The sequence below is a fragment of the Enterovibrio qingdaonensis genome (assembly GCF_028683135.1).
In the GTDB taxonomy this organism is placed as follows: domain Bacteria; phylum Pseudomonadota; class Gammaproteobacteria; order Enterobacterales; family Vibrionaceae; genus Enterovibrio; species Enterovibrio qingdaonensis.
Window position 1 is genome coordinate 267034 of record NZ_JAJUBB010000002.1, and the last position, 18789, is coordinate 285822.

General features: G+C 44.4%; 11 protein-coding genes. 4 read left to right on the plus strand and 7 right to left on the minus strand.

All coding sequences use genetic code 11. The features are described from left to right. Positions 1-107: 107 nt before the first annotated feature. The gene (locus tag LRP49_RS04145) at positions 108-716 is read left to right on the plus strand and encodes a DNA-J related domain-containing protein (RefSeq protein WP_274140439.1); all 609 of its coding nucleotides are present in this window, start codon (positions 108-110) and stop codon (positions 714-716) included. 35 nt (positions 717-751) lie between these two features. Here LRP49_RS04145 and LRP49_RS04150 read toward each other — a convergent pair whose 3' ends face one another. Continuing rightward, entirely contained in the window at positions 752-1630 is an 879-nt protein-coding gene (locus LRP49_RS04150) for a DMT family transporter (RefSeq protein WP_274140440.1), read from the minus strand. A 252-nt stretch (positions 1631-1882) separates the two neighbouring features. On the opposite strand from LRP49_RS04150, the gene LRP49_RS04155 reads away from it, so the two are divergent. Beyond that, positions 1883-5944 (plus strand): hybrid sensor histidine kinase/response regulator, encoded by a 4062-nt coding sequence (locus LRP49_RS04155; RefSeq protein WP_274140441.1) that lies wholly within the window; start codon positions 1883-1885, stop codon positions 5942-5944. Between the two features lie 52 nt (positions 5945-5996). Here LRP49_RS04155 and LRP49_RS04160 read toward each other — a convergent pair whose 3' ends face one another. After that, entirely contained in the window at positions 5997-6293 is a 297-nt protein-coding gene (locus tag LRP49_RS04160; RefSeq protein ID WP_274140442.1) for a DUF406 family protein, read from the minus strand. A 204-nt stretch (positions 6294-6497) separates the two neighbouring features. After that, a complete protein-coding gene (locus LRP49_RS04165; protein ID WP_274140443.1) occupies positions 6498-8144 on the minus strand; it encodes an AMP-binding protein in 1647 nt (548 codons plus the stop codon). 471 nt (positions 8145-8615) lie between these two features. Between LRP49_RS04165 and LRP49_RS04170 the strand changes: the two genes are divergently transcribed. After that, a complete protein-coding gene (locus LRP49_RS04170; RefSeq protein ID WP_274140444.1) occupies positions 8616-9077 on the plus strand; it encodes a TetR family transcriptional regulator in 462 nt (153 codons plus the stop codon). Between the two features lie 233 nt (positions 9078-9310). Then, entirely contained in the window at positions 9311-10507 is a 1197-nt protein-coding gene (locus LRP49_RS04175; RefSeq protein ID WP_274140445.1) for an acetate/propionate family kinase, read from the plus strand. A gap of 240 nt (positions 10508-10747) precedes the next feature. Here LRP49_RS04175 and LRP49_RS04180 read toward each other — a convergent pair whose 3' ends face one another. The 4 genes from LRP49_RS04180 to LRP49_RS04195 all read right to left on the minus strand — a co-directional run bounded on the left by LRP49_RS04180 (position 10748) and on the right by LRP49_RS04195 (position 18782). Beyond that, entirely contained in the window at positions 10748-11485 is a 738-nt protein-coding gene (locus LRP49_RS04180) for a 4'-phosphopantetheinyl transferase family protein (RefSeq protein WP_274140446.1), read from the minus strand. Between the two features lie 25 nt (positions 11486-11510). After that, positions 11511-13064, minus strand: coding sequence for a pyridoxal-dependent decarboxylase (locus tag LRP49_RS04185; protein WP_274140447.1), 1554 nt, complete (start codon positions 13062-13064; stop codon positions 11511-11513). A gap of 76 nt (positions 13065-13140) precedes the next feature. Then, entirely contained in the window at positions 13141-13911 is a 771-nt protein-coding gene (locus LRP49_RS04190) for a thioesterase II family protein (RefSeq protein WP_274140448.1), read from the minus strand. Positions 13912-13928: 17 nt separating this feature from the next. Then, on the minus strand, positions 13929-18782 hold the full coding sequence (locus LRP49_RS04195; protein WP_274140449.1) for an HAD-IIIC family phosphatase: 4854 nt from the start codon (positions 18780-18782) through the stop codon (positions 13929-13931). Positions 18783-18789: the final 7 nt, after the last annotated feature.

Sequence of the window (18789 nt, forward strand, 5' to 3'; positions counted from 1 at the left end):
GCTACAGCGTGAATTAGTGCATAAGAATGGAAATTCTCAGGCAGATCACGGAATTATGGATTAATGTCTTATATGTACGACATGGGGTCGATAGGAGAAATGGTTGTATGCTAGCAGAACAACACGATGAGATTGATAACCCTCTGATCTGGCCGATATTAAGCGTATTGGAAGCGTCGACTCAAAGTTGGAAAGTACACTACTTGATGGCTGAGCTTCAGAAGAAAACCATCATGGACCACCTTGATGATGATCCTCAACTCGATTTGTTCAAACGCAATTTTCTCATTATGAATGCGTTATATCAACTTCAGGAAATGCTATTGCCTCAACAATGGCTTCAAGTTGAGTCGATGGACATTAAGTTAATGCTTCGCGGATTCGGCTCCGGTTTTGTTCAACATGAAGTTAATCGTGACGACCCTTTGCGAGAGTACTACATGGATTGGAAAAACTATGACGCTCAGATTGACGATGTCAGAGAGCTACTCTCCTCATTTTGGAAACGCTATCAAAGTCACGTTGGACATTGCAGCGAAACAACGGTTGAGCGAAGAAACGCCTTGGCTGCGCTGGGGCTTTCCGAAAAAGCGTCCGACAATGAGATTCGTCGACAATGGCGGAAAATGGCGTTGAAATGGCACCCAGATCGTCCCGAAGGTGATGCGGCAAAATTCAGAACAATGTGTGAGGCTTGGCAAAGCCTGAGACTGTGAGGGTTAAGCCTTAATCAACGTTTTGAGCCCGGCAATTAGCTGGGCTTTTTATTGAGTTTCTTTTTGCTTTGAGCGGCCGACAAGGTGAAGAGTAATAGTGTAGCTAGAATAATCCCCCCACCGATAAGCACATTTTGGCTCGGCACTTCTCCAAGCGCAGCCCAGACAAACAAAGGCCCCAAGATAGCTTCCAATAACATGAATAAGTTGGCATGTGCTGCAGGTAAGTAGCGAGGGCCGGAAGAAATGAGCAGAAAAGAGATGGGAACGACCCCAACACAGAGGATTAGCGTATAAATCCATTCTTGCGAGGTCAGCTCAAAGGGTGCTGCGCCTGCCAGAAAAGAAATGATTGCCGTACTTATTCCCCCTAGAACTAAATACATGGGCGCATTTTCGCTTTGGCTTTTCCTCAGTACAACAAAGTAAGTGGCGAGCATAAATGCGGTAATAAGGGCCATCAGGTTTCCAAAAGAGGCAGATGGCATGGTTTTACCTGCAAAAACAAACATGACACCGGAGACCGCTGCAAGGATGGCGATGAGTGTTCGGGTTTCCAACTTTTCTTTTAAAAAAACAAATGCAAGAGCTGCACAAATAAGTGGGCTGATATTAATGATGATTAAGGTACTTGCCACTTGCGTATGGTCTATCGAGAGAACAAAGCAGATTGTCGATATCGAAAATGCCAGTGAGCCTAGCAAGAGGAGAGGTGTAGGTGAGACCAAGGAGCGATATGTTTCTTTTGGTTTTCTGATAAACATGATCAGCAGAATAACCAATGCGGAGAATAGCCCGCGCCAAAAAAGCAGCGTCCAGCCTGACGCTTCAACAAGGCGGATCAAAAGGCCATCGACACTGAGTATCGACACACCAATGATCATGGTGATTGTTCCTTTGTAAATCGGCGACATCCCTATCTCCCTGTAAGGATTTTGTTTTTTTAAGAAGTGTTCGTTTTGTCTGACTTTCCATTGTCAAATGTGCGCCGTCGGAACTTTCCGAGTATGCGAGTCAAAAAAATAATAGGGTGGTGTAGGCCTTGATGGCAATGGAAACTGAGCTAAGTGTAATCAGGCTTTTGCTTTTTCTCACTTTATCAACGAGAAGTAGCGGTCTACGCTTAACTGATATGAGTGTCACCATATTGGGATCGTGGAGACAAAATGAGATCTATTCGCCATGTCTTTTTTGCATTAATGGGGCTAATCCTCGTCCTCGGCGTTTCAATTATTTTTGCTAATTTGCGTTCCGGCGTCTTGAGCGAAGATATTAATCGTCTGCATGAACAACGTCATGAGCAATACATTTTGGCTGTTGAGTTGAAAACGAGCTCTGATCTTTTAACACGCTTTGCACGAAACTACGCCATAACATCAAATAAAAAGTGGCGGTATCTCTATGACAGGGTTGCCGCAATCCGTGAAGGCTTGTTACCAATGCCCAATGGTTACAATTTAGATTATTGGTACGAAGTGTCTGATCCCAACTTTGTGGTGCAAGAACCAGATATACCCGTTAGGCCGGAATATTTATCCATTCTTAGCCGTATGAGAGAGGCTGGAACATCCGAAACGCAAATCGCTTTCCTCGATACCGCAATGAGTCGCTCCCAAGAGCTCGCTAAATTCGAGCGAGACGCCATGGATATTATTCAGGGCAAAAAGCGCACGGCCAGAGGAATTGAAAGGATTATCCCAGATCCCTTATTGGCGCAGGAGATGCTGTTTGGGCCTGAATACATCCACGAGCGAAACCGGATAATGGGGCCGATAGGTGCATTTTACGAAGCGAATCGGTTAGATACCTTCTTAAAACTCGAATCGTTAATTCAAGAAAAGAGGAACATGGATGGCATTGCCATATTTATGGCATTTGCATTAATCATTACGGTCGTCACCACGACTATCTTGCTCTGGTATCGCTTCCTGAAACCACTCGATAACATTCGCAGCAATATTGTTAGTAAGGTCAAAGACAAAGAGTTCGAGTTTAAACTTGATGTTGAGAGTCAGGGGGAATTGAAAGATTTGGCTGCAGCACAAAATGAAGTGTTAGCGGAAATCGCCGAGCGTTTTGAATTTAGCCGTCAAATTAAAGCCTTCTCCGACTTAATTCGAGGCTGTGTGGATACAAAAGATCTTGGCGAACAAGTGGCGAACTTCTTTTCCCAACAATTAGAACTCCCTTACGTTGCGATCTATGTAAATAGAAATGAAAAACTCACGCTTGTAGGCGGTGTTGGTATTGATGAACAAAGCAAAGAGATGGAAGCCTCGACGGTCTCCTTCCATCGCACCATTATGTTGACGAAAGAATTCCTGCGTATTCGAAATGAAGATGAGAAGTTCACGTTAGCATTGCCTTTCGGCAATCTCTTACTGGGAGAAATGTACTTCATTCCGCTTATGGTCAATAGTGACATGGTGGGCGTTCTTGAATTGGGTTCAGTGCGAACACTGTCAGATAAGGAAATTGATTGGCTGACAGAAATTCGTGAAGATTTGGCTGTCGGTATTCAATTAACCATCAATGCTGAGCTGCAATTGGAAGCGGAACATCGTGTTTCTGAACAGCTCAAATTAAATCAACAAATTATCAATGCCATTCCTAACCCTACCTATTTCCGTGACACTGAAGGCACGTATATTGGGGTCAATGATGCCTTCACAGACTTCCTTGGTTTGTTCTATGTGGATGTGGTCGACAAAACTCCGGTGGAGTTATTTCCAGAAGATGTCGCCACCATGTTTACTCATAAAGAGCAGGCATTGTTGGATAACCCTGGCTCTCAGGTCTACGACATTGAGCTTAAAAATGCCAATGCAGATGTGCGTAACATCACCGTTTATGAAGCAACTTACTACGGTGGTGGGGGCGAGCCACTTGGTATTGTTGGTTTGTTTGTAGACGTAACGACACAAAAACGACTGGAAACAGATCTTATTTCGGCGAAAGACCAAGCGACTGAGGCAAGTAAAGCGAAAGGCGAATTCTTGGCAAACATGAGCCATGAAATTCGCACACCAATGAATGCGATTTTGGGGATGTCTCACCTTGCGTTGTTAACGGATTTGAACGACAAGCAACGAAACTATATAGCAAACATCGAGAAAGCAGGTAAGTCTCTCCTTGGCATTATCAATGACATCTTGGACTTCTCGAAAATTGAAGCGGGTAAGCTGACTGTTGAGCACATTGAATTCAAGTTCAGTGAAGTGCTGGATAACATCAGCAACATCATTTCTGTTAAAGCGAAAGAAAAAGAGCTGGAACTGATCTTTGATATTGACCCGGATTTACCTGATGATTTGGTCGGTGATCCGCTTCGTCTTGGGCAAATTATTATCAACTTAACCGGTAATTCGGTGAAGTTTACTGACAGTGGTGAAATCATCATTCGCGCAAGAAAAGTGACGGATGGAAACGACATAGTCGAAATTCAGTTCGACATCCAAGACTCTGGTATAGGGATGTCGGAAGAACAACTAGGACGCTTGTTCCAGTCGTTCTCGCAAGCGGATGGCTCGATAACGCGTAAGTATGGCGGTACCGGTTTAGGTTTGACCATTTCTAAGAGCTTTGTCGAGCTCATGGGTGGGCGGATCTGGGTAGAGAGTGAGCCAGGTAAAGGGTCTACCTTCTCGTTTACTATTCGCTGCGGACGCAGTGAATCAAGTATCAAAGAACAAGTTGCCAAGTCCACTGTACTTAACGATAAGCGCGTGCTGGTGGTTGATGACAATCAGGCATCACGTGACATTATGTATGCGCTGCTGGATAACTTGGATCTGCGCGTTGCCGCCGTATCAAACGGCGAGGAGGCAGTATACGAAGTAGAAAGCGCAGATAAGAGTAATGATGGTTTTGATGTCGTCGTAATGGATTGGAAAATGCCAGGTATCAATGGTGACGAAGCGACGATGAAAATCCAAGCTCTGTCGTTAAACAAGATGCCGATGGTGATCCTTGCCAGTGCATATGGCGAAGATGCGGGGTTAATAAACGACGATATTCAAAACCTGTTCGATGCTGCACTTGTTAAGCCCATTAACCCTTCTTCATTGTTTGATGCGTTGATGGAGGCCTTTGGCCAAGAAGAATTGAAACTGCTTAATCAAAGAGACAACGAAGCAGATAACCAGGAAGAAAATCATGATTTCACTGGACTGAATATCCTTTTGGTCGAGGATAATATGATTAACCAAGAGGTAGCAAAAGGCATTCTGGAGCAGTTCAATCCAACCATTGAAGTGGCTGACAATGGCCAAATCGCGCTGGATATGGTTCAAGAGAAAGCATTCGATATTGTCCTGATGGATATGCAAATGCCCGTCATGGACGGCGTAACCGCAACGAAGAAAATCCGTGAAATCGAATCGTTAGCGGGAATGCCCATTGTTGCGATGACGGCAAACGCAATGGAGCGCGATGTTAAACAGTGTAAAGAAGCGGGCATGAATGACCACGTTTCTAAGCCTATCGATGTAGACGAGCTTATTTCGGCGATATCTCGTTGGACGAATGCGTCAAAAGAAACAGTGAAATCCTCCGTTGTCCTTAATGGTCAAAAAGCGGCGGAATCTAAGGCACTGAACATCGTTGATATAGATCCGTTAGTGTTGGATGCCAATGAAGGCATTGGGCGCATTGGCGGAAATTCAGAGGCTTACTGGAAAGTCATTACTGCATTTACAGAAACCAAACTGTCTATGATTGATAAGATGAAAGCGGCGTTGGCAAACGATGAGCGAGATGATGTTGAATTGTTTGCACACTCTCTGAAAGGTGCTGCAGCGAATGTGTCAGCGAAAGGACTTGCGGTGCTTGCGGGTAACTTGGAAGACCAAGCGGGCAGTTGTGACATGAAAATGGAAGCGAGCCTGCTAGATAAAATTAAAGAAAGCCTAGAAGAAATCCAACGTTATATTCCAACAAAAGAACCGGAAGACGAAGAACCAAAAGTGGAGCAGGGATTTGCAGGTTACACACCGAGAGAGTTTAGAATTGAACTCGAGCAACTAAAAATCTTGTTGAGTAACTTTGATACGCAAGCCGTGGACTTTATCACTGGAATAAAAGAAAGCTCGAAGAGCATGGATGTGGACTTGTCAGATGTGGAAGATGCCATTCGAAAATTTGAATATGAAATTGCTGGCAAGAAACTCGAGGTCGTGTTGGAGTCGCTAGGAGTAGATGAGGAAGAAAATACGCCCACATTATTCTGATTTTTGAGCATACGATATTACAGTAAAAAGGCCGCTAAGCGGCCTTTTTCAATTACTTAGCCAGTGAACGGCTACGTAATTCGAAAATTAATTTCTCAGCACTGCATTCGAATTTCAGTCGTACAGTCAGTGGGTCTGATGAAAGTTCTGCACTTTCATTTAGGTCATGCACAACGTTTTCGTTAACTTCTTTTGCCAATGCAAGGTAGCTTTTGAACTCTGCAATAGCGGCATCTTTATCAGCGGCGAAAATGCTTACTTCCGCGACGTCATCGCCTTCACCAATCACAAAGCCCATTTCAGCGGTCACACCGCAAGCATCACAAACTTGATATTCTTCTTGGCTCATAACTTACTCTCTTAATCACCAGCCTTGAATTGGAATGCAGGCCGGATTTGTAGGAATTTTTGTAATATTACTACAAATAATGGTGCAAAAAGTAGGGCTACTTGGCAAGTTGAAAATGACTTATTCGCAAGTTTTGTCTGTTCCACTGAAATACCGACAATAAAAAAGCGGACATGATGTCCGCTTTTGCTCAATGAAGCACGGCTAGTCTTCCCATTGAACGAGAGTGCCTGACGGCCAGTTTGCACCAATATCATGGTACTTCTTCTCGATCAGGTGGCGACGTATTTTCAATGTGGGTGTAAGCAACCCATTCTCAATACTCCAAGGCTCTTTAATCATGTATACACCCTTGATCTTGGCGTGAGATTCCAATTCGCCATTGATGGTGTCGATAACATGTTTGACTCTGCGCTCGTATCGCGTGCGGTCAAAATTAGGGAAATGGTGTGGTAAGGCGATTAAGATCGGCCCTGGCAATCCCGAGCCAACCAAACACATCATTTCAATATTGCTCAGTTCGAAAAGACGCTTTTCAATCGGTACCGGACTAACAAATTTTCCTTTGGCCGTTTTGAACGTGTCGTTTTTTCTACCTTGTATTGTCAGGTAGCCTTCGCTGTCTAGGGCACCAATATCCCCGGTGTGTAACCAACCGTCGATCACGGTTTCTTCCGAGGCTTCTGGATTTTTGTAGTAGCCGCTAAATAGGCCTCTACTATTGACCAAGATCTCACCATCCGCTGCGATCTTGATTTCAATACCTGGGCCTGCGTTGCCGACTGAGCCAATCTTATCACTGCGGAATGGGTAGTTTAGTGTGGTGTAGGCGTAAGCTTCTGTCATTCCCCATGCTTCGGTGATGTTCAATCCTAAGCGCTCATACCAGCGGAGCAATGCCGCAGAAACAGGTGCGGAGCCACAACCTAATACTCGTGCTTGATCCAACCCAAGATTTACCGCGACTTTCTTTTTGATCACGCCAGACAGGAACGGAATTTTCAACAGGATGTTGAGCTTTCTGTCTGGCAGCTTTTCTTGAATACGTTGCTGGAACAATGTCCAGAGTCGAGGCACTGAAATGAACAGCGTAGGGCGTTGCATTTTCACATCATCAATGAAGGTTTCCAGAGATTCAGGAAAGGCGGTACAAATCCCGGCCATCATCGCCGAGCCTTGGATGTAAACGCGTTCGGTAATGTGCGCCAATGGCAAGTAAGAAAATAAACGCTCGCCGTCTTTCATGCCGATATGGTCGATCAGTCGCTGTGCAGACCACGCATACGCACCATGGCTTAACATCGCCCCTTTAGGTAAACCTGATGTGCCGGACGTATAAACGATCGACATTAAGTCATCGTCTTGGTGTTCGGGGGCAACGTCAGCGCGAGAGTTTTGATTAACCAAGTCTGCCCAATCGTAGCCACAGTTAATGGTTGGATAAGGGAATGCGATTGATGGAATTTTATCGCGGCTATCCAACACGGCTTTCAATGCTTTGGTGTCGTCCAATTTGCCGACGAAGATGGCTTTTGCTTCACTATGATCGAGGACATGACCGATGGTGTCGTCACCCGCTGTTGGGAATATAGGCACACTGACATAGCTACCTAACATCATCGCAAGGTCTGCAATAAACCATTCGGCACAGTTTTTAGAAATAAGCGCGACCTTATCGCCAGGTTGCAGTCCCATACCCCTTAAACCTGTCACAATCCTGAGGGCTTGATCCATGACATCGGAGTAAGTTAAGTCCTGAAATTTTCGGTTGATGATTTGTCTGAGGAAGATTTCGTTAGGACGCTCTTCGGCCCAGCGAATCATTTGTTGGTATGGTTTTGGTTGAGCCATGTAGGACCCCGTAATAGCTGTAGGGAAAAGGACGATAAATTTGCGAATGTTATTAAAGTGTTAAATTAGGTGTTGAATAGGGCTTGGGTCAAGATAAATATTCAAACACTTGTTCAAATTTTGATGTCGGTAACGACATTTAGGTTTTATAACCTATCAAAAAATACAGGATAACATCCTGTATTCATTACATTACTGCGCAAGGTAACAAAGTTTTTTTAACAAACCGAATCCCGTTCACGGTTCTTACAAATTTGCGCAATAGCTGCTCGAAAAGTGTGCACTTGTACTATCTTTAAGATTGCTGAATTAAGGGAGAGGTGGTCGGTAAAACCCGTGTTTTTATCAGCACCGAGATTCGCTGCATCTGAAGTAAAAAAACGAGTGCGAAAACTCCATAAAAGATCAGCGAAATTTAATCACTAAACTTGCAGTTGCAGGTTAAGGAAGCCAGGAACCAGGGACATTGTTATGCCAAAGAGAAGCAAAGAAGATACAGAAGTTACAATTCGGTTGATTCTTGACGCTGTGGTCGATCAATTAGTGACGCTGGGTTATGACAGAATGTCGTATACCACGCTGAGCCAACAGACAGGGATATCACGCACTGGCATTAGCCACCATTTCCCGAAAAAAACGGACTTTATAACCCGTTTGGATGATCGTTTGCTGGGAATTTTAATTGAGAAGCTCGATCTGGAAGGGGACAAGCGCATGTTCATCGAAAGTTGGCTGACAGCACTGCGCTCTGACAATCGATTCACAGCTGTTTTACGGCTATTTTTCTTACACACAGTATCATCAGAGAACGCTGCAGATTTCACCAGCCATGCGAGCCGTAAATTGCATGATGTGTGCTGTGATAGATACGGTGAAGAATTTGAGAAAGACCTTGAGTGGCTAGTAGGAAAATCCCTGCTCACAATGGCATAAAGACGTGCTACAATCCCCCTCAGAAAAAGCGCCTATTTGGCGCTTTTTGCCGCTTTAGCGCAGTGACTTCATTTTTCAGTTTGTCCCACACCTAACTCGTTTTTGATCTGAAACAGTAAAACGACAAAAACTGTTTAATCTTTCAATTAATTGTTGAATTATTCAAAAATAATTTAATAATGAGTATCTGAACTCTGGTCATACAATTTACCCCTTTGCCAACGAGATTTTTCATGAGCAATTCACTAGTACTTGTCCTTAACGCGGGCAGTTCCTCTCTTAAATTCGCATTGATGGATGCACAAACGGGCGAAGCCATTCTTTCTGGTCTTGGCGAGTGCTTCGGTCTTGAAGATGCGCGCATTAGTTGGAAACGCGACGGCGAGAAACAAGAGCTGATGCTGGAAGAAGGTGGCAACCACCACGAGAAAGCAGTCGGCATCATCGTTGAGCTGGTTGAAAGCATGAACGTTGGCGAACGCCTAGTTGCTATCGGTCACCGTGTTGTTCATGGTGGCGAGAAGTTTAACGATGCGACCTTGCTAAACAACGCTGTTATCGAAGAAATCGAAGCTCTGAGTGACTTGGCTCCTCTGCACAACCCAGCAAACGTAATGGGTATCCGTGCCGCTATGAACGCTTTCCCAAGTCTTCCTCAAGTTGCTGTTTTCGACACTGCATTCCACCAAAGCATGCCTCAAAAAGCGTTCACTGGCGCAATTGCTCGTGAGCTATACACTGACTACGGCATTCGTCGCTACGGTTTCCACGGAACCAGCCACTACTTCGTAACACGTGAAGCGGCTCAGCAACTGAACAAGAATATCGACGAAGCAAACTTCATTTCAGTTCACCTAGGTAATGGTGCGTCTGTATGTGCTGTTCGTAACGGTCAATCTGTTGATACCTCAATGGGCTTCACCCCACTGTCAGGTCTGATGATGGGCACACGTTGTGGTGACCTTGACCCAGGTATCATTGAGTTCCTGCTGAAAAAAGGCTGGAGCCAAGAGCAAGTATTTGAAGCTCTGAACAAGAAATCAGGTTTCTTGGGCGTATCTAGCCTGACTTCTGATGCGCGTGGCATTCTAGAAGCAATGGAAAATGGTCACGAAGGCGCGAAATTGGCGTTTGAAGTATTTACCTACCGCGTAGCGAAATACATCGGTTCTTACCTGATCCCGCTAGATAGCCTTGATGCAATCATCTTCACGGGTGGCATCGGTGAAAACTCACTGCCAATCCGCCGTGAAATCCTGAAGAACCTGAAACTGTTGGGCTTTGTTGAAGATGAAGCGGGCAACGAAGCAGCACGTTTCGGTAACGGCGGCATTATCGCGAAATCAGAAATGATGGATGCAGTGGCTATCGTCGTACCAACCAACGAAGAATTCGTTATTGCGTCACAAGCTGCTGAGTTTGCGAAGTAAGCAACAAACGCTGAACTGAATTGAAAAAGCCGCTGATGAGAGTCAGCGGCTTTTTCTGTGCTTTCCGAACGTTATTCATCTTGGAAAGACAACGTTGGGAAAGTAACGTTGGGAAAGTAACGTTGAATAGCCAATGACGTGATAGATACAATTGAGTTAGACAATATTCGCCTATCCGTGGACTGCCATCGCTAATGTGCTCAGTTCAGACCTGATGTCGATGTAATACATAACAAACGCTTATTGGGCAACAAGTGTAATGATTTGATTCTCTGTCATGGTGAACTGGCATTCAAATGTCGAGTACTGAGGTAGTTGCTTTCCAATTCTCTCATCTAATGCTAATTCAATATGATTCTCGCTAATTCCAATTACCTTTGACGTTTCAAAACCAATAACATCTTTGATATAGGGGTAAATAGCTTTATAGACGCTTTCTTTGGCCGAAAATACGAGAGTCGCAAACTGCCTAAAAGACAGCTTACACTCGTCAAGAAACTTCACTTCTCTTGTATTCATGATGTGGCGGGAGAGGTTGTCTGCTGTTTTGTGGCATAAGAGATCTTCGATATCTACGCCCAGGAAGTTGATAGCATTATTACTTGTTACTGCACACAATGCTTGATCACGAGTGTGTGAAATCGAACCAGAAATGCCTTTAGGGAATCCTGGTGACCTGTCCACGTTTCGTATGACCTCAGTAGAATTTGAACCTATAGAGGCTAAGGCTTGTCGCGCAAGAACTCGCCCGGCCATATATTCTGCTTGCCGTTTTGGCACTGATCGGCGTATGTCATCAGGTATATCTATATTCAGTGAGCAACCCAGATTTTGGGTTAGATGATGGCTGTTAAATCGACACCACCATACTTCAACTCCAATATCTCGATGCTCCTGAAAAAGACCTATTTCTTCAATTAGACGCTCACTCATTTTTGATTGTTCTCTTCCTGTTTCCTTCTTGAAGACTATCTTCATGTGCGTTCTAAAATGAACGATGAACTCACACAGCACTTTCCTCGACAAAATGGTCGACATTGTTGGCTTTGCTTTCCTGATCAAAAACGTTAGCAGCATTTAATATGGCCGTAACGACTCTGTCGATGTCCTCGGTAGTGGTTAGTGGATTAGATATGACGACCCTGAAAACAGTAATTGGCTCTTTCGAAATATTATGCTCAGTGAGCGAAGTTTTTGATACAAAACAGCCATTCAAATTAAATAGCCTCTCCTGTATCTTCTCATTAATTTTGTTGATTTCAGCATTGTCAGTTTCTGAAAGGCAAGTGTTTTGTAATCTGGATGGTATATACCTAAAATTTACGATATTTAAATCACATGATTTTAATAATTGGAAAGATACTTCTGATTTTATCGTGTTTTTTAAGTGTTCGGTATTCTGCATCGACTTTTCTATGAGATAAGAGTAGCCTTCTTTGCCGACAATCCTAAGTAGAGCGTGAATAAGAAGTGAATTAGCTGCGCGCGATCCTTCTAAAGAAAATTGACCTAGATCTAAGCTTCCAGGTTGTGACTGATAGCTTGCAGTAGTTGAATAACAGTCTGCATCATTCATGTTTCTGAATAAGCACATACTTGCTCCTTGAGCTGAATATAACAGTTTATGTGCGCAAAAAGTGATGGAGTCTGATGAGTGAATGCCTGAGAACTTATGTTTGTACTTGTCAGAAAATATAAATCCGCCACCCCAGGCTGCATCAACATGGAAGTGAATACCATATGAGTTTGAAATTTCACGAAGAGAATGAAGAGGGTCAATTGCGCCAGTCTCTGTCGCACCTGCTATCCCGACCAACGATATCACGAAGACATTCTCTTTTTTACATGTCTCGAGTTTTGACTTTAAATCCTCAACACACATACGATTATTGTCGTCTGTGTCTACATACAGTATTCCATCCTCGCCAATGCCTAGTATATTGGCGGATTTCTTGAATGAGTAGTGCATTAGCCGAGTTCCAACAATAACGGCTTCCTTAAACCCTAGTAATTGAAGACACTTATGAAATCCCTTTTTCTTTAATTCGGGTTTTGTTATGCCTAACTCAATGAGCTTTCTGTTTCTTGCATAAAGCATTGCGGTCATATTAGCAATGCTACCACTGCTGGTGATCGTTCCATAGACTGAAGCTTCATCATGAATATTGCTTGGGTAACAAGATGAATGTAAATCAAAAAACAGTTTGTGAAATGTGTACAGCACCTGTCTTTCTAACTTTGTCAGAATGTTTGATGTTTCGACTTTCACCACATTTTGGTTCATTCTAGTGATAATTTTGGCTATCTCAGGAATAAAGTTGGGAAGTCTGGATGTCATGTGGCCAATATATCGTGGTGACGACACATCGATAGTAAAAGGTATCACGTTATTATCTAGAAATTGGAAGTAGTCCTCTACACCAATTTGAGCTTGGTCAAGTAAACTTTTTTCAAGATGAGCGAAATCTTGGATTAACTGAGTTGATGGGTCATCTTTGTTTTTTATTCTATCTAAGTTTGTTTTAGGCTCAAATAATTGGGTGTACTTATTGTTCATGTCGATCCTAAATGGCTAATTTAATGCAATGGATTTTTATTTGATTTGTGGGTTTTTATGTGTTTATCAGTTTTGTTCAAAAATGGACTTTTTTTAAAATTTCACTAACGAGATTTGTAACGTTTTTATAATCCGAATTAATGAAGAAATGCCCGCCATCAAAGTATGCGTAATTAAAATCACGTGTCGTTAGGTCTGACCAAGAAATCAATTGTTCCTTGGTAACTTGCGTATCAGAGTCACCTGAAAATGCAGTGATAGAGCAGGGTAAAGCTTCTTTGGCAGCGATGTAGTTATCCGCAATGGTAAAATCGGCTTTTAACATTGGCAGCAGTAATGACATCAATTCTTTGTTTTGCATGACTTCTACTGGTGTGCCGTTCATTGCCTCTATTTTCTCAAGAAATACGTCATCAGGCAGGTCGCAAATCCGCTCGCTGAGTTTTGGGGTATGAGGCGCACGGCTTCCGGAGGCAATAAAATGCAGAGGAGGCATTCCCCCTCTTTGAATGACTTCGATTGCAAACTGGAACGCTATTCGACTCCCTAAACTGTGCCCAAGCAAGACGTAAGGCTTCTCGGTAAGTTCGCGTTCAAATGGCAGTAGTGCTTTCATCATTTCAGGCATTGTTGAAATGGCTGGCTCCAACAATCTTGATGCTCTCCCTGGAGGTTGCACAATGACGAGCTCTACGAATTCGGGGAGTCGTTTAACCCAGCTTTGATAGTTAGCTGCGCTTCCCCCCGCATAAGGGAAGCAAACCAATCTCATTGTCGCGTTGGCATTTGGTGATGGAATAACAAACCAATCACTGTTCGTTAGCGTCCCTGCGTTGACTGATTTCAAGCGATTCTCCTTCTTTATCACTTATGGCTGCCATCTAGCAGCGTTCTTGCGAGTTTTCTAATTTGTTGAATATGTAGTGAAGAGAACAAGCGAATGTCCTCTCTGGAATACATGGCAGGGCTGTATCCCCACACTAAGGTTAACTTGCCATTTTCCGAGCTCAGTTTTCCAAACGGCGCGAATGTCGGTGGATGCAGACCTTCTTCCTTACCTTTATTTTCAGGTGCCAGCGTATCTTGGGCATCTTCTACCGAATTTGCTTTTGGCACATAGTTAAATTCAATATTGTGTTCGGGAATGGGTGCAATCATCTTTGCTAAGTGTGGGTCTTTAAATCTTGCGTATTGCAGAGCCTGACTTGGTTTTTCAGCCTGCGAAATCTGCTTCGATACGACGCTCAGGTAGCTTTCTATGCAATGAGACTGCGGTTGGTCAAGGTAGACGAAATCATATCGGGAGATCCAACCTACGGTGCGACTTAAATTGAAACCTTCGTGCGCTCTGTTGTTACGTGTAATACAGAGGAAGGCTTTGTTTCCCTTTGTCCAAGTCTGATAGGCAAGAGAGAGGGCACTTATTACCAGAGATTCTATATCGAAACGGTTTTTTTTGATGACTTTCTCAAGCAGGTCCGAGAGTTCGTCATCAAATTGCGTAGTAATCAACTCGGGCTCTACAAGGCTATGTTCGTTCGCATTGCGAAGCGACACGTCATCGATGTTCGCGCACGTCGTCCAATCTTTACTCAACCAGTTCTCGATATACTCAGGAGCTGATGCTTTCGCTCGTGCTAACTGGTGTTCTATAAACTGATTTAATTGTGTTTGTGTGCGCGGGAGTAAAACGGGTTGCCTCGCTGTCAGTTGACCATAGGCCAGCATAAGATCTTCTTTGAGAACACCTAGTGAATAGCCATCAACAACTAGGTGATGAAAAACGAGAAATATCCTGCCAGGGGTTTCATTGCCTAGTTTAAATCTAACGACGTAAAACAGCTGTTTTTCAATGTCTAATTGCTTTTGCAATGCTGTACAGACTTGTTCCAATTCAACCGTTTGGGAAATGCAGTCCAGATGTGAAAAGTCGTATTCAAGCCACCAGTCTTTCATGTCCTCCAAAGATTGATAGTGCTGGTGCCAAGTTCCGTCTTCGTATCGCCATACGCGTCGCAGACCCTCATGATGTTGAAGGATGGCAACGATGGCCTTTTTGGCATTGGTTGGGTCAAAGTCTTCGCGCACGACAAAAAGCTCAGACACGTTCCAATGGTTCCTCTGTGGCCGCCTAAATAGCCAGTGATCATTAAAGCCGATATCGTAGGCAATATTGTTCGTGGCCGACGGTAGAGCGTTCTGATTTGACTCGTCTTTAATACTTACCGCCAGAGATGCTAAATCGTGTTCGCCGAACAAGAGAGGTAACGCGAAGCTTATGCCTTTTTTGGTAAGGATGGATTGAAATTGCACGGCTTGAATTGAATTTCCCCCCAAAGAGAAGAAGTTATCCTTTAGCCCTACTTTTGGTATTTGCAGCAACGCCGCGATTTCGTCGCACAGTAATTTTTGGATTTCTGTCGTTGGCGCAACATACGTTTTAGATGTCCCCAACGCTGATGCGCGAGTTCCGCTTGCTTCAACAATTTTAGCCATGTCGAAATGAAGGGCACTTGCAGACCAAGAAGAGAGGGGGAGTTTTAGTTCTTTTACGTTTTGGTTTTCGTTAGTGCCTTTAGCCGTCGTTGAAGCGTCGCTCGATGCTTTGGTTGCATCGAACTCAATTTGTGCGAGGGTGTCTCCGCTGATCCCTGTTGATTCGGGATAAACGCCGATGTGTGAAAGGAAGTTTCGTGCTGGCGTATTTCGCTCTCCAACGGCGACGGGAATAGTGCATGTGTGGTGGCCGGCGATGGCACCAAAGTACGCCATCATTTTGTGCTCGACGCCACGGCCCATAGCACGACAACTGAGCAGGAAGCTGTCGAGGCAAAACTGGGTGTCTTGTTTCTCCCAAAGAACTGCACCAACAATGCCAAGATCGCCAAATATGTCGGAGACTCTGACAACAAACCCTTTTAGCTGATTGCTGTTGAAGCGTTTTGCCAATGTTGCTTCGTCATATCGTCGTAAGCTGGTGTTAAACTGGTTCGTTCTCAGACTCAACTCCGACACGCGTGGCAAATTACCTTCTTCGATTGGCGAGAAAGTGATAACAGTGTTCAGTGACGCGAGATATTCCGCGAAGGTTTTTGCCGCTGCTTTATATTTGTTTCGTTTCTGGTTTTGTTTGTATTGTGTGGTGCGATCAGACGCGAGTTCATCAGCCAATGCGGCATCAAATACCCATAAATGGGCGAGCCACGTTGAAATGGTGTCCAGCTTGGGTCTTTGCAAAACGAGGACTTCTGGGCAGTTTGCGGTGACTTCAGCACACTGCACTGGGTCGTCATCAATAAATACAAAACTGTCTAAACCAAGGTTGAGTTCAGCCGCGATAGCGCGGATGTTTTCGGACTTAGATGCCCAGTTAATTCGGGTAGTGGTAATGTCCTCTTTGACCAGAAGCATGTCGGGTGTGTGGTCAAAGGCATTCCACACGTCCATTTCTTCGTTCTTGCTGCATAAAGCGAGAAGAACACCTTTCTTTTTCAGCGATAATGCCAGTGTTTGAATCGCTTTAAACGGTTCGGTGACCGCAAGTTTTTCTGCGCCAATCTCTCCTACAACACCTTGCCAGAGAGTATTGTCACAATCTAAAACCAGAACTTTGGTTTGTTCCTTTTTCGGACGGTACAAGGTTCGAATGATAGTCGTTGAAAGTGCGGCATAGCCTTCGGGTGTGTAGGCGATGTTGGCGGACTTGAAGCTGTCTTCATCAAACGCATTACTGACAGGATATAACGCTGATAACGTTGAATTTGGGGTGACCGAAATGTGACTAATGTTTGCCAATTGGCTGACGAACTCGTTTTCGAGCTCAGCAATCTGCTGACTGTATGCCTCAGCCACTTTTGATGACAGTGGGCCAAATACAATATGACAAGGCTTTAAGTGCTTTTCCTGCTGGGTGATGATTTGGAGAAGCTGCCTGCTCTGTGTTTGAGCAAACTCTAGCGGTTGGCCGCCCACGAGCCAACTCTCCCAATTAAGTAAAATGGCACTGTTTGCCGTAAAGTCTGAGTACAACGCGCTATTTAGGTTTAGCAACTCTTGTTGTATCTGGTTGAAAGGTCCAAATTTCCATTGATGCACAAAATCGAGTTTATCGTGCCAAAACGCGAGTGAAGGTTGCATCGGTTCAACGGAAAAATTACCCAGAAGATAGGTTGATGGCTCTGAGTAGGCCAGTAATTTATTGCTTAGCGCGAGGTTACTGATTGTCGTGTTGTCGCTATCGACGAAAGTGAGAATGATCTTCCAGTAGTCCTCAAGGAGAGCCTTCGCCAACGTTGGCTCAAACATCGCTGTGTTGTAGTCCAAACACAACGCGGTACTCTCGCCAATATCAATAAACGAAAACATTAGGTCGAGTTGAGCGTTAACGGCATCCGGCAAAAGATCGTCCAGTGCGGTATCGCCATTGATGGATGAAGTGTCCAGCAACTGGATGTTTTGATAACGAAGAGAAACGTTATAGAGCGGACTTTTGCCGCCTCGTGCTGGGTTGATTTCATTAACAATAAAATCAAAGGGACACGTTTGATACTTTCGTATTTTACTAAACGTAGTTTGTACATTTTTAAGCAGTGAAGCGAGAGTGTCATCGTTTTGGTATTGCGTGCGTATGGCCAGAAAGTTGATAAAGCAGCCAATCATATTGATCACTTCTTGCTGCTCTCTTCCTGCTTCGACAGAGCCAATGACAACATCGTGCGTGTTTGCCCACTTAAACATCAGTGCACTGAGTGATGCCAGCATTAACTCAAACATGCTGACACCGTTTTGCTTTGCGTAATTACGCACTTTGAGACTTAACGCGTCGGGAACGGTGAGGGTCGCTCTTTCACCCTGATAGGATTGATAATTGTCTGTTTGTTCATCTACGGGGAACCGTATCGCGCGCGGCGCATCTGCCAGCTCATGTCGCCAAAAATTAAGATGCTCTTGAAGCCTTTTTGAGGGCTTTCCATTGTCAAAAAACGTTTTGTGTTGCCAGCGCGCGTAGTCGGCATATGTATGCTTAATCTCAGGCAGGGCAGGAGGACGGTTGTTCTCCAATGCTTGGTAGGCTGCCAAAAACTCTTTGCCGAGGATTGCCGTTGACCAGTCATCCCCGATGGCATGATGCATGACTACCGAGAGTAGGATTCGACCTTCGTCAGATTTAAACAATGCCAAGTTGATGAGCGGAGCCTGACATAAGTCAAACGTGGTTTGATGGTGAGCATTCACGGCTGAAAAAAGCGCAGTGTCATTACTCACGGTTCTGATGGTTAGCCCTGGGACACAATGATCATCAATCTTTTGGAACAGCGTATCCTCCTCGGCGTAGAAATATGTCCGAAGGCTGGCGTGTCGCGAGACCAAAATGCTTATCGCCTCTTTAACCAAGGGCAGTTGTGTATCGCTGGCCAGTGGGAGTGTAAACGCCATATTGTGGTGAGGGCTACCCCCTGTAATTTGATGGAGCAACCAGAAACGTTGCTGTGCAAAAGATGCGACGGCATGCAGCTCATCTGAAGCGTCAAAAGACAGCAACTTCTCCGTATCAAGTTGTTCTAAAAACAGAATGATGGCGTCTTTATTCGCCTTTATGTGTTGCGAAATGTCTGGCGTCATGGCACCCGGTTTAGACCGAGCACCCAATTTTCCATCCTTGACGAATAGCACTATCCCTGCTTTTCGCCATTGTTCAATGTGTTGCGCAATATTCATAACTATC